Below are 18,745 nucleotides of genomic sequence, written 5' to 3'. Positions count from 1 at the left end.
CGTTTACGGCAAATCCTGAATGCGAAACAGCCCGCACGGGGCGGGCTGTTTCAGCACATCCAACGATTACGTTGATCGATGCGATCAATCGTCGTTCTTGGACATGTCTTCGTCGGCGACCACTTCCGCGGCAGCCCACTCCAGCGCTTCGCGCTCGGCGCGCTCACGCTCGGCCTTCTCGACTTCGTCGATCAGCGCGTTGTCGATCTTGCGGGCGGCGATTTCGCGCAGCGCCAGCACGGTCGGCTTGTCCTCGGTCTCGCTGTTGTCCAGCGTGGCCTGCACGCCGTTGGCGAGCTGGCGGGCACGCTTGGATGCCATCATGACCAGCTCGAAACGGTTGTTAACGACTTCCAGGCAATCTTCTACGGTGATGCGGGCCATACGGGCTCCCGGCGACCGGTCGGCCGCTCAGTCGAATGAGGGAAAGGGGACGGAGTGTACTGGCAGGGGCTGGACAAAATCAAGCCAACCCCCACCCGATTCTTTTGGAATCAGTCAGTTGCGCCCGGATCGGGGGTCAGCAGGGCCTGGATCAGGCCGGCGTGGCGGACCTTCTGGGCCTCCCGGCGTAGGCGGCTGGCGGTGAAGATGGCGCACAGCTCGTCCACCGCGGTGTCGAACACCTCGTTGACAATGACGTAATCGAACTCGTTGAAGTGCAGCATCTCGTCACGGGCCGCACCCAGGCGCTGGGCGATGACTGCCTCGCTGTCCTGGCCGCGCTTGCGCATGCGGTCCTGCAGGGCCTGCTTGGACGGCGGCAGGATGAACACAGTGACCGTACCCGGCACCAGCTGGCGCACCTGCTGCGCGCCCTGCCAGTCGATCTCCAGCAGCACGTCCTGGCCAGCGGCCAGCTGCGGCTCCACCGACTGGCGGGCGGTGCCCTTCCAGTCGCCGTGCACCCAGGCATGCTCGAAGAAGTCGCCGGCGGCGATCATCTCCTCGAACTTTTCCGCAGAGACGAAATGGTAGTGCTGGCCGTTCACTTCCCCCGGGCGCATCGCACGCGAGGTGAAGGAAATCGACAGGGCGATCTGCGGGTCACGCGCCAGGGTGGCGTTGACGATGCTGCTCTTGCCGGCACCGGAGGGCGCGGCAACGATGTACAGCGTGCCGCGCGCAACGGCGTCCGACGGCTTCGACGGGGCGCTCATGCACGGAACCCAACTGGTTGATTTCGCAAAATTTTTCCTCGATGTTCCAGATCCGGCGCGGAGGATCGCGCCAGGACGGCGGGGGCTGCGCGGAACATCCTGGAACCAGGCCCGGCAGACGGCTCCCCGGGGTGCGGGCACGCAACTTTACCAGAGCGGCCCCGTTGCGCGCCCGTCCGGCAGGCGCAGGGCCTTGTGCCACATGGGCATCCGGGGGCCTGTGCTATAACCGGGCCGTACCCAACGACAGCCCGGAGGCCTGCGCCTCCCCGCCATCCCAGGAGAACGGCATGCCATCGATGAGCCGCCGCCAGTTCCTGAAAGTGACCGGGACAACCCTGGTCGGCTCCAGTCTGGCATTGATGGGCTTCGCGCCCGGCATCGCGCTCGCGGAGGTCCGGCAATACAAGCTGACCCGCGCGACCGAGACCCGCAACACCTGTACGTACTGTTCGGTGGCCTGCGGCATCCTGATGTACAGCCTCGGCGATGGCGCCAAGAACGCCGAGCCGAGCATCTTCCATATCGAGGGTGACCCGGATCATCCGGTCAACCGCGGCACGCTGTGCCCGAAGGGTGCCGGCCTGGCCGACATCATCCACAGCAAGTCGCGCCTGCTCTACCCCGAGTACCGGGCGCCGGGCTCGAACGAGTGGAAGCGGCTGAGCTGGGACGATGCGCTGGACCGCATCGCGCGGCTGATGAAGGAAGACCGCGATGCCAACTTCGTGCAGAAGAACGAAGCCGGGCAGACGGTCAACCGCTGGCTGACCACTGGCATGCTGGCGGCCTCGGCCACCAGCAATGAAACTGCGGTACTGACCCACAAGGTCGTCCGCTCCCTCGGCATGTTGGCATTCGACAACCAGGCACGTGTCTGACACGGCCCGACGGTGGCAGGTCTTGCCCCGACGCTAGGCCGTGGTGCGATGACGAATCACTGGGTCGACATCAAGAATGCCGACCTGATCCTGATCATGGGTGGCAATGCCGCCGAGGCGCATCCGTGCGGGTTCAAATGGGTGACCGAGGCCAAGGCGCACAACAAGGCCCGGCTGATCGTGGTCGATCCGCGCTTCAACCGTTCGGCCGCGGTGGCCGACGTGTACGCGCCGATCCGCACCGGTACCGACATCGTGTTCCTGGGCGGACTGATCAACTACCTGTTGACCGAGGACCGCATCCAGCACGAATACGTACTGAACTACACCGACATGTCGTTCCTGGTGAAGGACGAATTCGCCTTCAAGGACGGCCTGTATTCGGGCTACAACGAAGAGAAGCGCAGCTACGACCGTTCCAGCTGGGACTACGTGTACGGCGATGATGGCTACGTGCGCAGCGACCCGACGCTGAAGGACCCGCGCTGCGTCTACAACCTGCTCAAGCAGCACTACGCGCGCTACACCGTGGAGATGGTCGAGCGCATCTGCGGTACGCCGGCCGACAGCATCCGGCAGGTCTGGGAGATGATCGCGTCCACCGCCGGCAAGGACAAGGCGATGACCATCCTGTACGCGCTGGGCTGGACGCAGCATTCGGTGGGCGCGCAGAACGTGCGTGCCGGCACCATGGTGCAGCTGCTGCTGGGCAACATCGGCGTGGCCGGTGGTGGCATGAATGCCTTGCGCGGGCATTCCAACATCCAGGGCCTGACCGACATCGGCCTGATGTCCGACCTGCTGCCCGGCTACCTGACACTGCCCAAACAGGACGAGCAGGACTACGACGCCTACATCGCCAAGCGCACGCAGAAGCCCCTGCGCGCCAACCAGATGTCGTTCTGGCAGAACTACCCGAAGTTCCACGTCAGCCTGATGAAATCGTGGTGGGGCGATGCCGCCACCGCGGACAACAACTGGTGCTTCGACCACCTGCCCAAGCTCGACAAGCCGTACGACATGCTGCAGGCGTACGAGCTGATGAACGAGGGCAAGATCCACGGCTACATCTGCCAGGGCTTCAACCCGCTGGCCTCGGCGCCGAACAAGGGCAAGCTGATCAGCGCGTTCTCCAAGCTGAAGTTCATGGTCAGCATGGACCCGCTGGAGACCGAGACCATCGCCTTCTGGCAGAACCACGGTGCGCTGAACGACGTCGACCCGGGCACGATCCAGACCGAGGTGTTCCGCCTGCCGACCACCTCCTTCGCCGAGGAGAACGGCGCGGTGGTGAATTCCTCGCGCTGGCTGCAATGGCACTGGAAGGGTGCCAATCCGCCGGGCGAAGCGCGCAGCGACATCGAGATCATGTCCGAGCTTTTCCATCGCATCAAAGCGATGTACGAGAAGGACGGCGGTGCGTGGTGGGAGCCGGTGCGCGACCTGGCCTGGAAGTATTCCAACCCGGAACTGCCGACACCGGAAGAACTGGCGATGGAATACAACGGCAAGGCGCTGGCCGACGTGTTCGATCCGAAGGACCCGACCAAGCTGGTGCGCAAGGCCGGCGAGCAACTGGCCGCGTTCGGTGACCTGCGCGACGACGGCAGCACCTCCTCCGGCTGCTGGATCTACATCGGCGCCTGGGGCCCCACCGGCAACATGATGGCGCGGCGTGACAACAGCGACCCCACCGGCATCGGCAACACGCTGGGCTGGGCCTGGGCATGGCCGGCCAACCGCCGGGTGATGTACAACCGCGCCTCGTGCGACGTGGCCGGCCAGCCATTCGATCCACGCCGCACGCTGCTGGCCTGGAACGGGAAAAACTGGGGCAGCGTGGACGTGCCGGACTTCAAGGCCGACGAAGATCCCGCCGGTGGCATGGGCCCGTTCATCATGAACCCGGAGGGCATCGCCCGTTTCTTTGCCAAGGCCGGCATGGCCGAGGGACCGTTCCCGGAGCACTACGAGCCGTTCGATACCCCCCTGCGCAGCAATCCGCTCAGCCCCGGCCAGGCACTGACGCTGAACAACCCGGCGGCACGCGTGTTCGCCAGCGATCGCGCACAGATCGGTTCACCGGATGAGTTCCCGCATGTGGCCACCACCTACCGCCTGACCGAGCATTTCCACTTCTGGACCAAGCACGGCAAGCTCAACGCCATCATCCAGCCCGAGCAGTTCGTCGAGATCGGTGCGGCCCTGGCCGACGAGCTGGGCATCAACAATGGCAGCCGCGTGCGGGTCAGCTCCAAGCGCGGCCACATCGAGGCGGTGGCCATGGTGACCAAGCGCATCAAGGCCCTGCAGATCGATGGCCGCACCGTGCACCAGGTAGGCGTGCCGATCCACTGGGGCTTCCTCGGTGCGGCCAAGCCCGGATACATCGCCAATACGCTGACCAACGCCATCGGTGACGGCAATTCGCAGACGCCCGAATCGAAGTGCATCCTGGTCAAGGTCGAGAAGGTGTAGGAGACCCGCCATGTCACTGCAATCCCTGGACATCATCCGCCGCTCGGCCACCACCACGCCCTCGCCGGAGGCGCGTGGTGCGCACACCGGCCAGGTCGCCAAGCTGATCGATGTCAGCAAGTGCATCGGCTGCAAGGCCTGCCAGGTCGCCTGCATGGAGTGGAACGACCTGCGCGACGAGGTCGGCAGCTGCGTCGGCAGCTATGACAACCCGCCCGACCTGAGCGAACAGTCGTGGACGGTGATGAAGTTCCGCGAGTACGAGGACGAGAAGGGCAAGCTGGAGTGGCTGATCCGCAAGGAAGGCTGCATGCATTGCAGCGACCCGGGCTGCCTGAAGGCCTGCCCGTCGCCGGGCGCGATCATCCAGTATGCCAACGGCATCGTCGACTTCCAGGAAGAAAACTGCATCGGCTGCGGCTACTGCGTGACCGGTTGCCCGTTCGACGTGCCGCGCATTTCCAAGAAGGACCACAAGGCCTACAAATGCACGCTGTGTTCGGACCGGGTGGCGGTGGGCCAGGAACCGGCCTGCGTGAAGACCTGCCCGACCGGGGCGATCACCTTCGGCAGCAAGCAGGCGATGACCGAGCATGCGGCCGGGCGCGTGGAAGACCTGAAATCGCGGGGTTACGACAACGCCGGCCTGTACGATCCACAAGGCGTCGGCGGCACCCACGTGATGTACGTGCTGCAGCATGTGGACAAGCCGGAGCTGTACGCCGACCTGCCCAAGGACCCGCGCATCAGCCCGATGGTGGAAGTCTGGAAGGGCGTGGCCAAGCCACTGGGCGTGCTGGCGATCGCCGCCACGGCCTTCGCTGGCTTCCTGCATTACATCGGCATCGGCCGCAACACGGTTGACGAGGAAGAGGAAGAACACGCCGAGCGTGAAGCCGAGAAGATCGAGGAGGACCGGTCATGAGCCGCGCCCCGCGTCCCCGCCAGATCATCCGCTACCGCGCACCGACCCGCATCAACCACTGGATCGTGGCGATCTGCTTCGTACTGACCGCCCTGTCCGGGCTGGCGTTGTTCCACCCTGCCCTGTTCCCGCTGACGCAACTGTTCGGTGGTGGCCCGTGGACGCGCATCCTGCATCCGTTCATCGGCCTGGCCATGGTCATCGGCTTTGCCCTGCTGGCGCTGCGGATGTGGCGTGACAACTTCCTCAGCGCGGACGACCGTGCGTGGATGCGCGGCATGCGCGATGTGCTGCGCAACGAGGACGAGAAGCTGCCGCCGGTAGGTCGCTTCAATGCCGGCCAGAAACTGCTGTTCTGGGCCATCATCGGCTGCCTGTCGGCGCTGCTGCTGACCGGCTTCGTGATCTGGCGGCAGTACTTCAGCCACTTCTTCCCGATCGGGCTGATCCGCTTCTCGGTCCTGGCCCACGCGCTGTTCGGCTGGGTGCTGGTGTGCGCGATCGTGGTGCACATCTATGCAGCAATCTGGATCAAGGGTTCGGTGCAGGCGATGACCCAGGGCAAGGTGACCTACGGGTGGGCGTACAAGCATCACCGGCAGTGGTTCCGGGACATCCTGCGCGGGCGTCGGGAACAGGGCTAGCGGCAAAGTCCGATGGGGTCAGATCCGTTTTCCTCTGGAAAACGGATCTGACCCCGGCATGTCGAATGGCCGGCAGCACGCTGGACGCCAGCGCCGACAACGGCGAGGATGGAGGCTGGTTCTTCTGGCTGGCCCTGCATGGCGCAACGCATCCTTGAACCCGGTGAGATCGAGACGCTCGCCTCGCGCGATGTGCCGCGCATCATCCTGCCCGACACTGCCTCCCTGTTCGCGCAGCGCGCGGCGCGCCTGCGCAGCCTGGCTGCGCACAGTGCCATCGGTGGCTACCTGCAGCTGCTGGCGGCCCTGGCCGATGCACAGCAGGCGCTGCTGGAGGAGCTGACGCCACAGCAGCGCGAGGCGCTTCAGGTGCAAGCACGCGCGCAGCAGTCGAGTGCGGCCGCCGGTGCCGGCATGCCATTGCGGCCGGCCAACACGCTGCAACTGGATGGGCGCTGGCGCGACTGGCTGCGCTCGCTGTGCCGGCACTGCGCCGACGAAGCCGGGCTGCCGGCGGAAACGCGGCACGAGCTGCTTCGCGTCGCCGCGGCCGATGACAGCTGGCTGGATGCGCAGGCCCACGCCGTGCTGGAACGCGATGATGCACCCTCGGTCGACGCAGTCGCTGCACTGCTGGTGATGAACGCGTTGCAGGTGTATTGGGCGGTACTCGCCGCCAGCTTCCGCCCCACCGACCTGAAGCCGCTGGTGGACGCGCCAGGGCTGTGCCCGCTGTGCGGCACCCTGCCGGTGACCAGCGTGGTGCAGGCCCGCCCACCCTATGCGTCCTACCGCTACCTGTCGTGCTCGCTGTGCGCCTGCCAGTGGCACTACGTGCGCGTGCAGTGCAGCCAGTGTGGTGCCGCCGGCAAGGACATCGCCTACCGCGCCCTGGCTGATGCCGACGGCGATACCGGCCAGGCCGTCCGCGAGAGTGCGGTGCGCGCGGAAACCTGCGACCACTGCCACAGCTACCGCAAGATCCTGTATCTGGAAAAGGACCCGTCACTGGAACCGGTGGCTGACGACCTCGGCACACTGGCCCTGGACATTCTGCTGGGCGAGGAAGGCTACGCGCGCGCCAGCCAGAATCCACTGCTATGGCAATCCGACAGCGACTGACCGATGCCACGCACGCCCCCCATCCCGGCATCGGCCGCCGCCCTGCCCTCGCTGGACCGGCTGCTGCGCCTGCCGGCCTTGTCGCCACAGATTGAAGCCCACGGCCGCAGCCGCATCACCCAGCTGTTGCGCGCATATCTGCAGGCGCTGCGTGAGCGCATCGGTGCCGCGCAGCTCTCGGCCGGGCAGTTGCACCAGGCCATTGAAGGCCCGGCACTGGTCGCGGCGCTCGACGCTGCGCTCGCCGCCGATGCGCGGCTGGACCTGCAGCCGGTATTCAACCTGACCGGCACCGTGCTGCACACCAACCTGGGCCGTGCCCTGCTGCCCGAGGCCGCGGTGCAGTCTGTTGCGCACGCGATGCGGGCGCCGGTCGATCTGGAATTCGACATCACCCGCGGCCGTCGCGGCGACCGCGATGCACGGGTACAGGCGCTGGTCTGCGAGCTGACCGGCGCCGAAGCTGCCACCGTGGTCAACAACAACGCGGCGGCGGTCCTGCTGCTGCTCAACAGCCTGGCCAACCGCCGCGAGGTGGTGGTGTCGCGCGGCGAGCTGGTGGAGATCGGCGGTGCCTTCCGCATTCCCGATGTGATGCGCAGTGCCGGCGCACGGCTGCTGGAAGTGGGCACCACCAATCGCACTCACCCAGCCGATTTCACCCATGCCATCGGCACCCGCACTGCGCTGCTGATGGAAGTGCATGCCAGCAACTACGCGATCACCGGCTTCACCGCCAAGGTCGACACTGCCGCGATGGCGGCCATCGCGCACGACCATGGCCTGCCGCTGGTGGTGGACCTGGGCAGTGGCAGCCTGTGCGACCTGGCGGCATTCGGCCTGCCGCATGAGCCGACCGTGCAGGAAGCACTGTCGGCCGGCGCCGACCTGGTCTCGTTCAGTGGCGACAAGCTGCTGGGCGGGCCACAGGCCGGCATCATCGCTGGCCGCGCCGACCTGATCGCGCGGATCAACCGCAATCCGCTCAAGCGCGCGCTGCGCATGGACAAGATGGGCCTGGCTGCACTGGAAGCGGTACTGGCCCTGTACCGCGAACCGGAGCTGCTGGCACAACGGTTGCCGACACTGCGCACGCTCTCGCGGACGCGAGATGACATTGATGCGCAGGCTCAGCGCCTGCTGCAGCCGATGCGTTCCGCGCTGGCGACCGGCTACACGCTTGAACCGGCATCGATGCACAGCCAGATCGGCAGCGGTGCACAACCACAGGCGCAGCTCGGCAGTGCCGGCCTGCGCATCACCACCGCGCAGCGTGGCGGGCTGGATCGCCTGGCCCAGCGCCTGCGGCAGCTGCCACGGCCGGTACTGGGCCGCATCGCCGATGACGCACTGTGGCTTGACCTGCGCTGCCTGGAACCTGCGGATGAAACAGTGTTCCTGGCCCAATGGAGCGCGATGCAGGCATGATCGTCGGCACCGCCGGGCATATCGACCACGGCAAGACCCGCCTGGTACGGGCGCTGACCGGCATCGAAACCGATCGCCTGCAGGAAGAGCGTACGCGTGGGATTTCCATCGAACTGGGCTATGCCTATGTCCCGGTGGAAAACACCGGTGACGAGAATGCCGAGGCGATGCTGGGCTTCGTCGACGTGCCGGGTCATGAGCGCTTCGTGCACACGATGGTGGCCGGTGCTACCGGCATCGATGTGGCCCTGCTGGTGGTCGCCGCCGACGATGGCGTGATGCCGCAGACCCGCGAGCACCTGGCGATCCTGCAGTTGCTGGGCGTGGATCGCGGCGCGGTGGCCCTGACCAAGATCGACCGCGTGGACGCCGCGCGCCTCGCCCGGGTCGAGATCGAGATCGCCGCTCTGCTGGCCGGAACACCGCTGCAAGGTTCCCCCATATTCGCCTGCAACAGCACCTCATCCGATGATGCCGGCATCAACGCATTGCGCACCCACCTGCACGCATGGGCCGCAGGCGATGCCAACGCGCACCGGGCCGACCTGCGCAGCGAGCTGTTCCGCATGCCGGTGGACCGCGTGTTCTCGCTGGCCGGCCACGGCACGCTGGTGACCGGTGCGGTGCATGGCGGCGTGGCCACGCTTGGCGAACACCTGCAGCTGATGCCCGCCGCCACCGATGTACGCCTGCGCAGCATCCACGCCCAGAACCAGGCCAGCGAACACGCCATGGCCGGGCAGCGCTGCGCACTGAACCTGGCCGCCATCGCCCGTGACGACATCAATCGCGGCGACTGGATCGCCGATCCGCGCGCGCTGCTGGCGACCACCCGCATCGACGTGCGGCTGCGGCTTTCCCCGCTGGCCACACCATTGCGCGACTGGGCGCCGCTGCACGTCCATTGGGGCACGATGCACCGGCAGGCCCATGTGGTGCTGCTGGAGGACGATGATCACGGCAATGGCCAGCTCGTGCAGCTGGTCTTCCCGGCGCCGGTCTGCGCGATGTGTGGTGATCGCTTCATCGCCCGTGATTCCGCCGCGACCCACACGCTGGGCGGTGGCGTCGTGCTCGACCCGGACCCGCCGCAGCGGCGTCGGCGCAGCCCGGCACGGCTCGCATGGCTGCGAGCACTGGAGCAGCTGGCCGCTGGCGCCGGAATCGGTCCGCTGCTGCAACAGGCCCCCTTCGGCATTCCCATGGCCGCGCTGCAGCGCTACTGCCGGCGCGCCGCCGACCGGATCGATCTGCCTGCAGACACCCTGCGCATCGCCACCCGGGAAGACACGGTGGTCATCCTTGCCTCGCACTGGCAGGTGCTGCGCGAACAGGTGACCGCTTCGCTGCGTGACTGGCACGAGCGACGCCCCGACGAACCCGGTGTCGACAGCGGGCGCCTGCAGCGCAGCACCCTGCCCGCGCTTGCGGCGAGCCTGTGGAACGCCCTGCTGCTGGACCTGCTCGGCGACGGCACGCTGCAGCGCGTGGGTGCCTGGTGGCGCCTGCCCGGTCACGACCATGCACCGCCGGAGCGTGAACGCCTGCTGCTCGAACGTGTGCTGCCGCAACTGCATGCCGGCGGCTTCGATCCGCCGTGGGTGCGTACCCTGGCCGCCGGGATCGGCCTGGCCGAGGACGAGCTCCGGGCTGTGCTGCGCCGCGCCGCAGCACGCGGTGAACTGTTCCAGGTGGTACCGGACCTGTTCTATGCACCGGCCCGCATCGCCGAGCTGGCCGCGATCGTCGCGCAGCTGTCACAGGCCACCGGCACGGTGGATGCGGCCGCATTCCGCGATGCCATCGGCCTGGGCCGCAAGCGCAGCATCCAGATCTTGGAGTTCTTCAATCGCGTTGGCTACACTCGACGCGTCGGTGACCAGCATCGGCCGCGCGGCGACCTGCAGTGGAATGCAGCCCGCGATTGAGCCCACCGGTACCGCCGTACTTTCGGAAGGCATGCGCATCCGGGCATGCGGCTGGGCTTCAAACCCAGTAGGGGGCGTCGATCGTTCCCTGGTAGGTTCGACTCCTGCTGCCTTCCGCCATTCGTGTTTGCGCAGGAGATGTCGGCATGGCCACGCACGCGCAGTTCCCCGCCCCTTCAACGGCCGATGCCCCGCAACGACTCACCTCGCTGGCACACGGTGGTGGCTGCGGCTGCAAGATCGCGCCGGGCGTGCTGACCGAACTGCTGCGCGGTGTTCCAGCGCTTCCGGCACCGGCTGAACTGCTGGTCGGCCGCGAGAACAGCGACGACGCCGCGGTGTACCGCCTCGATGACCGCCAGGCCATCGTCGCCACCACCGATTTCTTCATGCCGATCGTCGACGACCCGTTCGACTTCGGCCGCATCGCCGCCACCAACGCGCTGTCGGACCTGTATGCGATGGGCGCGCGCCCGCTGTTCGCACTGGCCATCGTCGGCATGCCGATCAATACGCTGCCGCAGGACACCATCCGCGGCATCCTGCAGGGCGGTGAACGCGCCTGCGCCGATGCGGGCATCGTGGTTGCCGGCGGCCACAGCATCGATTCGGTGGAGCCCATCTATGGCCTGGCCGCGATCGGCGTGCTCGATCCGCAGCGGCTCAAGCGCAATGCCGACGCCCGCGCCGGCGACGTGCTGGTGCTGGGCAAGCCCTTGGGCGTGGGCGTGTATTCGTCGGCGCTGAAGAAGGAGCTGCTCGATGCCGAGGGCTACCGGCAGATGATCGAGTCGACCACCCGCCTGAACACTGTGGGCGTTCCCCTGGCCGCGCTGGACGGCGTGCATGCGATGACCGACGTCACCGGCTTCGGCCTGCTCGGGCACCTGCTGGAAGTGTGCCGCGCCAGTGGCGTCGCCGCCGAAGTGGACAGCGCGCGGATTCCACTGCTGCCACAGGCGCTGCACCTGCTGCAGCGTGGCTGCGTGACCGGCGCCTCCAACCGCAACTGGGCCTCGTATGGCACCGGGGTGCGCTTCGCCGAGGGCTTGCCGGCGCACTGGCAGCCACTGCTGACCGACCCGCAGACCAGCGGCGGCCTGCTGGTGTCGTGCGCCCCGGAAGCGGTCGATGCGGTGCTGGCCTGTTTCCACGAGGCGGGGTTCGGCCAGGCGGCGGTGGTGGGGCGATTGGGCGCGGGAACGCCGGGCATCAGCGTGCGCTGATGCGCTGAAACGACAAGGGCGCCCGAAGGCGCCCCTGCTGTACCGCCGGATGCAACATCACTCGATGTTCTGCACCTGTTCGCGGATCTGGTCGATCAGCACCTTCAGCTCCACTGCGGCATTGGAGGTGCGGCTGTCCACCGACTTCGAGCCCAACGTATTGGCTTCGCGGTTGAATTCCTGCAGCAGGAAGTCCAGGCGGCGGCCGACCGGCTCGCGCTGCTTGAGCACGCGGCGGATCTCGACGATATGGCTGCCGAGACGGTCCAGTTCTTCATCCACGTCCAGCTTCTGCAGCCACAGCACCAGCTCCTGCTCCGCGCGGCCAGGGTCGACCGGGTGCGGCAGGTCGGCCAGGCGTGCGGCCAGCTTGGCGCGCTGGCCGTCGCGAATGGCCGGAATCAGCGTGCGGACTTCGGTGGCGATGCGTTCGATGCCATCCACGCGCTCACTGATGGCGGCTGACAACTTGCCGCCTTCGCGTTCACGCGCCTCGACGAAGCCGTCCAGCACCTGGTCCAGCAGGGCCAGCGCCTCGACCTGCAGGGCCGCGGCATCAGTGGCCTCGCCGCGGGTCACGCCCGGCAGCTGCAGCAGGTCGGTGAAGCTGACCTGCAGGTTGGGGAAATCGGAGGTCAGGCGGTGGGCCAGACGGCCCAGCTGGCCCAGCAGGGCCTCGTCCACCTGCAGGTTGGCGGCCGCTTCCGGCGCGCGCAGGCGCATCACCAGATCCAGCTTGCCGCGGCTCAGCCGGGCGGCGATACGCTCGCGCAGCTGCGGTTCGAGCGCCCGCAGTTCCTCGGGCAGGCGGGTGCCGACCTCCAGGAAGCGGTGGTTGACCGAGCGCAGCTCGCAGCCCAGCGTGCCCCACGGGGTGACCCGCTCGCCGCCGGCATAGGCGGTCATGCTTCGAATCATGGATTGTGTCCGGTGCGTGCAAAGGGGGAATGGTACCCTAGCGCCCTCACCAGAGCCCCCTTGCCCGCCCCGTGAAGGCCGCGGGCGTGGCGGCGTACTCCCACGCCATTACGGAACCCGCACCATGTCCGATTCCCGCCCCAGCGGCCGCCAGCCCGACCAGCTCCGCCCGGTCGTCATCCAACGCGGCTTCACCCGCCACGCCGAAGGCTCGGTGCTGGTGTGCTTCGGTGAAACCCGTGTGCTGTGCACCGCCAGCGTCGAGAACCGCGTGCCGGGCTTCCTGCGCGGCAAGGGCGAAGGCTGGGTGACCGCCGAGTACGGCATGCTGCCGCGCGCCACCCACACCCGCAGCGACCGTGAAGCGGCACGTGGCAAGCAGGGCGGCCGCACGCTGGAGATCCAGCGCCTGATCGGCCGCAGCCTGCGCGCGTGCGTGGACCGCAATGCACTGGGCGAGCGCACCATCACCCTCGACTGCGACGTGCTGCAGGCCGATGGTGGCACCCGCACCGCCGCCATCACCGGCGCCTACGTGGCACTGGTCGATGCGGTGAACGTGCTGATGAAGCGCGGCGACATCAAGCGCAACCCGATCCTGGGCGCGGTGGCCGCAGTGTCGGTGGGCGTATACCGCGGCACCCCGGTGCTGGACCTGGACTACGCCGAAGACAGCGACTGCGACACCGACATGAACGTGGTGATGAACGACGGTGGTGGCTTCATCGAGCTGCAGGGCACCGCCGAAGGCCACGCCTTCCGGCGCGATGAACTGGACGCGCTGCTGGGCCTGGCCGAGAAGGGTGTGGCCGAGCTTCTGGCCGCGCAGCAGGCGGCGCTGTCGGCATGAACCGGCGCCTTGCCCTGACCACCCTGGTGGTGGCCGACTATGACGAAGCCATTGCCTGGTACACCGGCAAGCTCGGCTTCGCACTGCTGGAGGACATCGACCAGGGCCACAAGCGCTGGGTGGTGGTCGGCCCGACCGACGGCAGCGCCGCCGCCCTGCTGCTGGCGCGTGCCAGCGATGAGGCTCAGCGCAGCCGGATCGGCAACCAGACCGGTGGCCGCGTTGCCTTCTTCCTCAACACCGATGACTTCCACCGCGACCACGCGGCGATGCTGGCCGCCGGGGTCGAGTTCCTGGAAGCGCCGCGCGAAGAACCCTATGCAACGGTCGCGGTGTTCCGCGATCTGTATGGCAACACCTGGGACCTTCTGGAGCCCCGTCAATGAAGAAACTGGTACTGGCCAGCCACAACGCTGGCAAGCTGGTGGAGATGCAGGAGATCCTCGCCGACCTGCCGCTGCAGATCACCTCGGCCGCCGAGCTGGGCCTGGGCGATGTGGAAGAGACCGGCCTGACCTTCGTCGAGAACGCGCTGCTGAAGGCACGCGCGGCCTGCGAAGCAACCGGCCTGCCGGCGCTGGCCGATGATTCGGGCCTGATCGTCGATGCCCTCGGCGGTGCCCCGGGCCTGTACAGCGCGCGCTATGCCGGTCGCCCGACCAATGACGCGGCCAACAATGCCAAGCTGCTGGACGCCATGGCCGACGTGCCCGATGGCCAGCGCAGCGCGCGCTTTTACGCGGTGATCGTGCTGCTGCGCCACGCCACCGACCCGCAGCCGCTGATCTGCGAGGGTCGCTGGGAAGGCGAGATCATCCGCGAACTGCGCGGCAGCAACGGCTTCGGCTACAACCCGGTGTTCCTTGATACCGCCCACGGCCAGACCGCAGCGGAGATGAACACCGCGCTGAAGAACACCCTCAGCCATCGCGCCCTCGCCCTGCAGCAGCTCAAGCAGCAGCTGGCGACGCTGTACTGACGCCACCCGATCGAACCAGGGAAGCCGGCCAGCGGCCGGCACTACCGATGAAGCCCATGCCGCACGCCCACGACCACTGCAACCACCTGCCCGGCGAAGCCTGCTCCGCTGACCACGACACCCCGCCGCGGCTGGTGCCGCCACCGCTGTCGTTGTACGTGCACCTGCCGTGGTGCGTGCGCAAATGCCCGTACTGCGATTTCAATTCGCACCAGGCCAAGGGCGAACTGCCGTTCGATGCCTACATCGATGCGCTGCTGCGCGACCTGGACCAGGACCTGCCGCTGGTCTGGGGCCGGGTGGTGCACAGCGTGTTCTTCGGTGGCGGCACGCCCAGCCTGTTCCCGCCGGAGGCGATCGACCGTTTCCTGCAGCAGGCCAGCGCGCGCCTGCGCTTCGCACCCAACGCCGAAATCACCCTGGAAACCAACCCGGGCACGGCCGAGCATGGCCGTTTCGATCGTTACCGCGCGGCCGGCGTGAACCGCCTCAGCTTTGGCATCCAGAGTTTCGACGACGCCATGCTCAAGCGCCTGGGCCGCATCCACGACAGTGGTGAAGCCGAGCGCGCAGTGAAAATGGCGCAGGACGCGGGCTACGACAACTTCAACATCGACCTGATGTACGCGCTGCCGGAACAGACCCTGGCCGGGGCCGAGGCTGACCTGGAACGTGCGTTCGCGCTGCAACCGGCGCACATCTCGCACTACCAGCTGACCCTGGAACCGAACACGGTGTTCTTCGCGCGGCCGCCGCAGGGCATTCCCGATGAAGACAATGCCTGGGACATGCAGGAACACTGCCAGGCGCTGTTGGCGCAGGCCGGCTTCGGCCAGTACGAGGTCAGCGCCTACGCGCGCCCGGGCCGGCAGAGCGCGCACAACCTGAACTACTGGCGTTTCGGCGATTACCTGGGCATCGGTGCCGGCGCGCACGGCAAGATCAGCTCGGGCGCCGAGGAACATGTGCTGCGCCGCTGGAAGCTGAAGCACCCTCAGGCCTACCTGGACAGCGCCGGCACTCCGGCCTCGTTCGGTGGCGACGACGTGATCGCAGCCGAGCGCCTGCCGTTCGAGTACATGCTCAACCTGCTGCGCCTGCACGAAGGTTTCGGCCTGCGCGATTTCGAGTCGCGCACGGGGCTGCCGCGCAGCGTGCTGGACGCCCCCCTGGCCGAAGCCGTTCAGCGCGGCTGGCTGCAGGTGATCGATGGCCATGTGCAGCCGACCGAACTGGGCCGCCGATTCACCAACGACGTGGTGAGTCTGTTCCTGGAGGACTGATCCTCGCGTGACCGAGGATAGCGCCGGCCGCTGGCCGGCAATCCGGTGAAGACCGATCTGCCGGCCAGCGGCCGGCACTACCGTTCATCCGCCGGGCACGCCCCGGTGAACGGCACGCGCATTCACCCTAAAGTAGCGCCGACTGCGGCCGACACGGTAGATTCACAGGATCGATCCGCGGGAATCCGGGTACCGCTCGCCGATGTCAGCTGTCTTTTCCATCACCTCTGCCGACAAAGCCCGCCTGGCCGCCAGCGACCTGCCACCGCGCGTGCGTGAGCTGCTGGGCGCCTTGATCGGCCTGTGCCGGCAAACGCTGGCCGCGCCTCTGATCCTGACTGTCGAAGCGCTGGAGCAGACGCTGCTGCACGACGCCGACCGCGCACGCAATCCCATGCAACAGGCGGACCTGATGGCCCAGCGGAGCCAGCTGCACGCCTTCGCCGGCCACTTCGCCGACCGCATGCTCGATGCCGTGGCCGAGGCGCTGGCGGGCCTGCGTGAGCCGTCCACTGCCAGCGCGCCCCATGCCACGCCACCGCCGCTGCCGGGCATGCTCGGCCTGTCGCTGGTCGATGAGCGCGAGGTGGATCGCGACCTGCTGCTGACCGAGATGATCCGGCGCGAGACGCTGCGTTCAACCAACACGTTGAACCTGCTGGGCCAACGCCTGGGCGTGCTCGCAGCGGCGCCGGCCTTCGAGGCCGACACCCTGCCCCTGGCACCGCAGGCGCTGTGCGCGATGGTGCGCCGGATCGCCGAACAGGACGCCCTCGGCGTGGAAGTGCAGCTTGCGCTGTACCGCAGCTTCGAGCGGCAGGTACTGGAACGCCTGGGCGATGTGCTGGACCGCGCCAATGCGCTGCTGGCCCAGCACGACGTGCTGCCGGGGCTGGTCTACACCCCCTACCTGGCACGCTCGTCGAGCACCCGGCGGATCATCACCCAGTCGGTGGCGGGCGGCCGCGCAACCCAGCCTGGCAAGCGGGCCGCCGCGCCGTTGACCGGCTGGAACGGCTCCGCTCCGGCCGGTTCCTGGTCGAACCTGGTGCAGGACGCCTTCAACGACGCGGGCAGTGCGGGCCCTGCAGCCCCTGGCCTGACCACGTCCACCAGCAGTGCCTTGCACGAGTTGCTGCAGCAGGCCCGCCATGCCACGACAGCCCCTGCAGATACCGCTGCCGTGCCCAGTGCTGCGGTCGATGCGGTCCTCGCACGCCTGCAGGCCCAGTCCAGCGCTGCCACCGGCGTCGCCGACCTGCAGGCTGCGGTGGTCGCCCAGCTGCGCAGCGAGCACGGCGCGCAGGCCCAGTTGGGCAGCCACGACCGCGACAACCTCGACCTGCTGCGCCTGCTGATGCAGCAGGTACAGCAGCAGCAGCGCCCCGACCCGGTGCCCGCCGCGCTGCTGGCGCGCCTGCAGGTGCCGCTGGCGCGTGCGGCGATGGCTGACCCCGGCTTCTTCGTGCGCGACGAACACCCCGCACGCGAACTGCTCAACCAGATTGCCGAGGTCGGCGCCAACTGGCTGGGCGACGACGATGTGGACCCACAGCTGCTGCAACGCATGGCGCAGAGCGTGCAGGGCCTGCTCGGCCAGGATGCGCGCTCGCCCGAGGCCTTCGCCACCGCCAACGAAGATGTGCAGCAGCACCAGCGCGCGGCAGCCCACCGCGCCGAACTGGCCGAGCGCCGCCACGTCGAAGCCGCACGCGGCAAGGAACGGCTGGAACTGGCGCGCCGCCAGGCCAACGCACAGATCGACCAGTGCTGCGACGCACAGGAGCCGCCGCGCTTCGTGCAGACCCTGCTGCGCCAGGCCTGGGCCGATGCACTCACCCTCACCCGACTGCGCCACGGCGACGATTCACCGCAATGGCAGGAGCGCCTGCACCAGACCGAGCGCATCGCCGCGGTGACCGCGCAGGCTGTCGATGCCCCCGGCGGTACCGATGCATCGCTGGCCAGCGACGTGGAGTCCGCGCTGGTACAGGTCGGCTATCACGCCGAGGAAGCCGCCGCCGTTGCCCGCCGCCTGGCCACGCCCGGTGGCGAGGACGAAAGCACCTCGCGCACTGAGCTCAGTGCACGGCTGAAGGCGCGAGCACGGCTGGGCGAACATGCCGCCAGCGGCAGTGGCCCCGCATCGCTGGCACCGCGCAGCAGCGCCGAAGAGGCCGCCTACCAGCAGCTGGCCACCCTGCCCTTCGGCAGCTGGTTCGACATCGACAACGGTGATGGCAGCCTGCGCCGCCAGCGCCTGTCCTGGTACAGCCTGCTGACCGGCCACGCCCTGTTCGTCAATCCGCGCGGGCAGAAGATCGCCGATACCGACCTCGACACGCTTGCCCGGCAGATCAGCGCCGGACGCGCGCAGCTGGTCACCGAAGACAAGGGGCGGCTGGTCGATCGCGCATGGCAGGCCAGCCTCGGTGCGCTGCGTGCGCTGGCCGGCAGCCGTTCCAGGGAGACGCCCGCTTGAACACGCAACCGCCGCAGGACACCCGCCGCGCACCGCGCCGCCAGGTCTCGGACCTGGTGCCGGTTACCGACCAGATGCGCGAAAGCGTGGTCGGTCGGCTCGGCAACGTCTCTGAAACCGGCATGCTGATGCTGGCCAGCACGCCGCTGCGCGAGGACGCGCTGTACCAGTTCCGCTTCCCGTTGCCGATGGGCGACGGCCGCCACGAGGCCATCGACGTGGGCGTGCACCTGCTGTGGAGCGAACCTGCGCATGTGCCGGGCCAGAGCTGGACCGGCTTCCGTTTTCTCACCCTGTCGCGCGAACATCGGCAGCTGCTGCGCCAGTGGGTGGGTGAAGACAGCGACGAGGGGCCGGTTTCGACGGCCTGAGTGCCGGTTCCAGCACAGCGGTTTTCCCCGGTATGCGGCAGAATCTAGGGCCGTTTTCCGTGTCGAGCCA

Annotated in this window: 16 protein-coding genes and 1 tRNA gene; 14 read left to right on the top strand and 3 right to left on the bottom strand. The window is 67.8% G+C overall.

Going from position 1 to position 18,745, the window contains the following annotated elements:
• Positions 1-84: 84 nt before the first annotated feature.
• Together rpoZ and gmk are read right to left on the bottom strand one after the other, a co-directional pair.
• Positions 85-384, bottom strand: coding sequence for a DNA-directed RNA polymerase subunit omega (rpoZ, locus tag B9Y64_RS07940; protein WP_005410877.1), 300 nt, complete (start codon positions 382-384; stop codon positions 85-87).
• Positions 385-494: 110 nt separating this feature from the next.
• Entirely contained in the window at positions 495-1,160 is a 666-nt protein-coding gene (gmk, locus tag B9Y64_RS07935) for a guanylate kinase (protein WP_014038334.1), read from the bottom strand.
• Positions 1,161-1,450: 290 nt separating this feature from the next.
• Here gmk and fdnG point away from each other — a divergent pair, with 290 nt between their 5' ends.
• The 8 genes from fdnG (at position 1,451) to selD (ending at position 11,792) form a co-directional block, all read left to right on the top strand.
• Positions 1,451-4,519, top strand: coding sequence for a formate dehydrogenase-N subunit alpha (gene fdnG, locus B9Y64_RS07925; RefSeq protein ID WP_157804505.1), 3,069 nt, complete (start codon positions 1,451-1,453; stop codon positions 4,517-4,519).
• Positions 4,520-4,529: 10 nt separating this feature from the next.
• Entirely contained in the window at positions 4,530-5,444 is a 915-nt protein-coding gene (gene fdxH / locus B9Y64_RS07920) for a formate dehydrogenase subunit beta (protein ID WP_100440228.1), read from the top strand.
• Positions 5,441-6,088, top strand: a complete 648-nt coding sequence (locus B9Y64_RS07915; RefSeq protein WP_100440227.1) for a formate dehydrogenase subunit gamma — start codon at positions 5,441-5,443, stop codon at positions 6,086-6,088. Before fdxH ends, B9Y64_RS07915 begins: the two co-directional genes overlap by 4 nt.
• A gap of 138 nt (positions 6,089-6,226) precedes the next feature.
• On the top strand, positions 6,227-7,210 hold the full coding sequence (gene fdhE, locus B9Y64_RS07910) for a formate dehydrogenase accessory protein FdhE (protein WP_100440226.1): 984 nt from the start codon (positions 6,227-6,229) through the stop codon (positions 7,208-7,210).
• Between the two features lie 3 nt (positions 7,211-7,213).
• Positions 7,214-8,638, top strand: a complete 1,425-nt coding sequence (gene selA, locus B9Y64_RS07905; RefSeq protein ID WP_100440225.1) for an L-seryl-tRNA(Sec) selenium transferase — start codon at positions 7,214-7,216, stop codon at positions 8,636-8,638.
• Positions 8,635-10,566, top strand: a complete 1,932-nt coding sequence (gene selB / locus B9Y64_RS07900) for a selenocysteine-specific translation elongation factor (RefSeq protein ID WP_100440695.1) — start codon at positions 8,635-8,637, stop codon at positions 10,564-10,566. The genes selA and selB overlap by 4 nt, the downstream gene beginning before the upstream one ends.
• Positions 10,567-10,590: 24 nt before the next feature.
• Positions 10,591-10,686, top strand: a tRNA-Sec gene (locus tag B9Y64_RS07895).
• Between the two features lie 26 nt (positions 10,687-10,712).
• Complete coding sequence (gene selD, locus B9Y64_RS07890) at positions 10,713-11,792, top strand: selenide, water dikinase SelD (RefSeq protein ID WP_100440224.1); 1,080 nt, start codon at positions 10,713-10,715, stop codon at positions 11,790-11,792.
• Between the two features lie 57 nt (positions 11,793-11,849).
• Here the strand turns inward: selD and B9Y64_RS07885 are convergent, their stop codons facing one another.
• The gene (locus B9Y64_RS07885) at positions 11,850-12,710 is read right to left on the bottom strand and encodes a YicC/YloC family endoribonuclease (protein WP_019661992.1); all 861 of its coding nucleotides are present in this window, start codon (positions 12,708-12,710) and stop codon (positions 11,850-11,852) included.
• 124 nt (positions 12,711-12,834) lie between these two features.
• On the opposite strand from B9Y64_RS07885, the gene rph reads away from it, so the two are divergent.
• The 6 genes from rph to B9Y64_RS07855 all read left to right on the top strand — a co-directional run bounded on the left by rph (position 12,835) and on the right by B9Y64_RS07855 (position 18,675).
• Positions 12,835-13,560 carry a ribonuclease PH gene (rph, locus tag B9Y64_RS07880; protein ID WP_049426699.1) on the top strand — a complete coding sequence of 242 codons (726 nt, stop codon included), beginning with the start codon at positions 12,835-12,837 and terminating at the stop codon, positions 13,558-13,560.
• The gene (locus B9Y64_RS07875) at positions 13,557-13,946 is read left to right on the top strand and encodes a VOC family protein (protein ID WP_005418968.1); all 390 of its coding nucleotides are present in this window, start codon (positions 13,557-13,559) and stop codon (positions 13,944-13,946) included. The genes rph and B9Y64_RS07875 overlap by 4 nt, the downstream gene beginning before the upstream one ends.
• On the top strand, positions 13,943-14,539 hold the full coding sequence (gene rdgB / locus B9Y64_RS07870; protein ID WP_100440223.1) for an RdgB/HAM1 family non-canonical purine NTP pyrophosphatase: 597 nt from the start codon (positions 13,943-13,945) through the stop codon (positions 14,537-14,539). Before B9Y64_RS07875 ends, rdgB begins: the two co-directional genes overlap by 4 nt.
• A gap of 56 nt (positions 14,540-14,595) precedes the next feature.
• Positions 14,596-15,822 carry a radical SAM family heme chaperone HemW gene (hemW, locus tag B9Y64_RS07865; RefSeq protein ID WP_100440694.1) on the top strand — a complete coding sequence of 409 codons (1,227 nt, stop codon included), beginning with the start codon at positions 14,596-14,598 and terminating at the stop codon, positions 15,820-15,822.
• A 202-nt stretch (positions 15,823-16,024) separates the two neighbouring features.
• Positions 16,025-18,304: a DUF1631 family protein gene (locus B9Y64_RS07860; RefSeq protein WP_100440222.1), complete on the top strand. Its 2,280-nt coding sequence runs from the start codon at positions 16,025-16,027 to the stop codon at positions 18,302-18,304.
• Positions 18,301-18,675, top strand: coding sequence for a PilZ domain-containing protein (locus tag B9Y64_RS07855; RefSeq protein WP_100440221.1), 375 nt, complete (start codon positions 18,301-18,303; stop codon positions 18,673-18,675). The genes B9Y64_RS07860 and B9Y64_RS07855 overlap by 4 nt, the downstream gene beginning before the upstream one ends.
• Positions 18,676-18,745 lie beyond the last annotated feature (70 nt).

Origin of the sequence: Stenotrophomonas maltophilia, from assembly GCF_002799245.1 — a bacterium.
In the GTDB taxonomy this organism is placed as follows: Bacteria; Pseudomonadota; Gammaproteobacteria; order Xanthomonadales; family Xanthomonadaceae; genus Stenotrophomonas; species Stenotrophomonas maltophilia_S.
The sequence above is the reverse complement of the archived record's forward strand: the minus strand, read 5'-3'. Positions and strand labels throughout refer to the sequence as shown.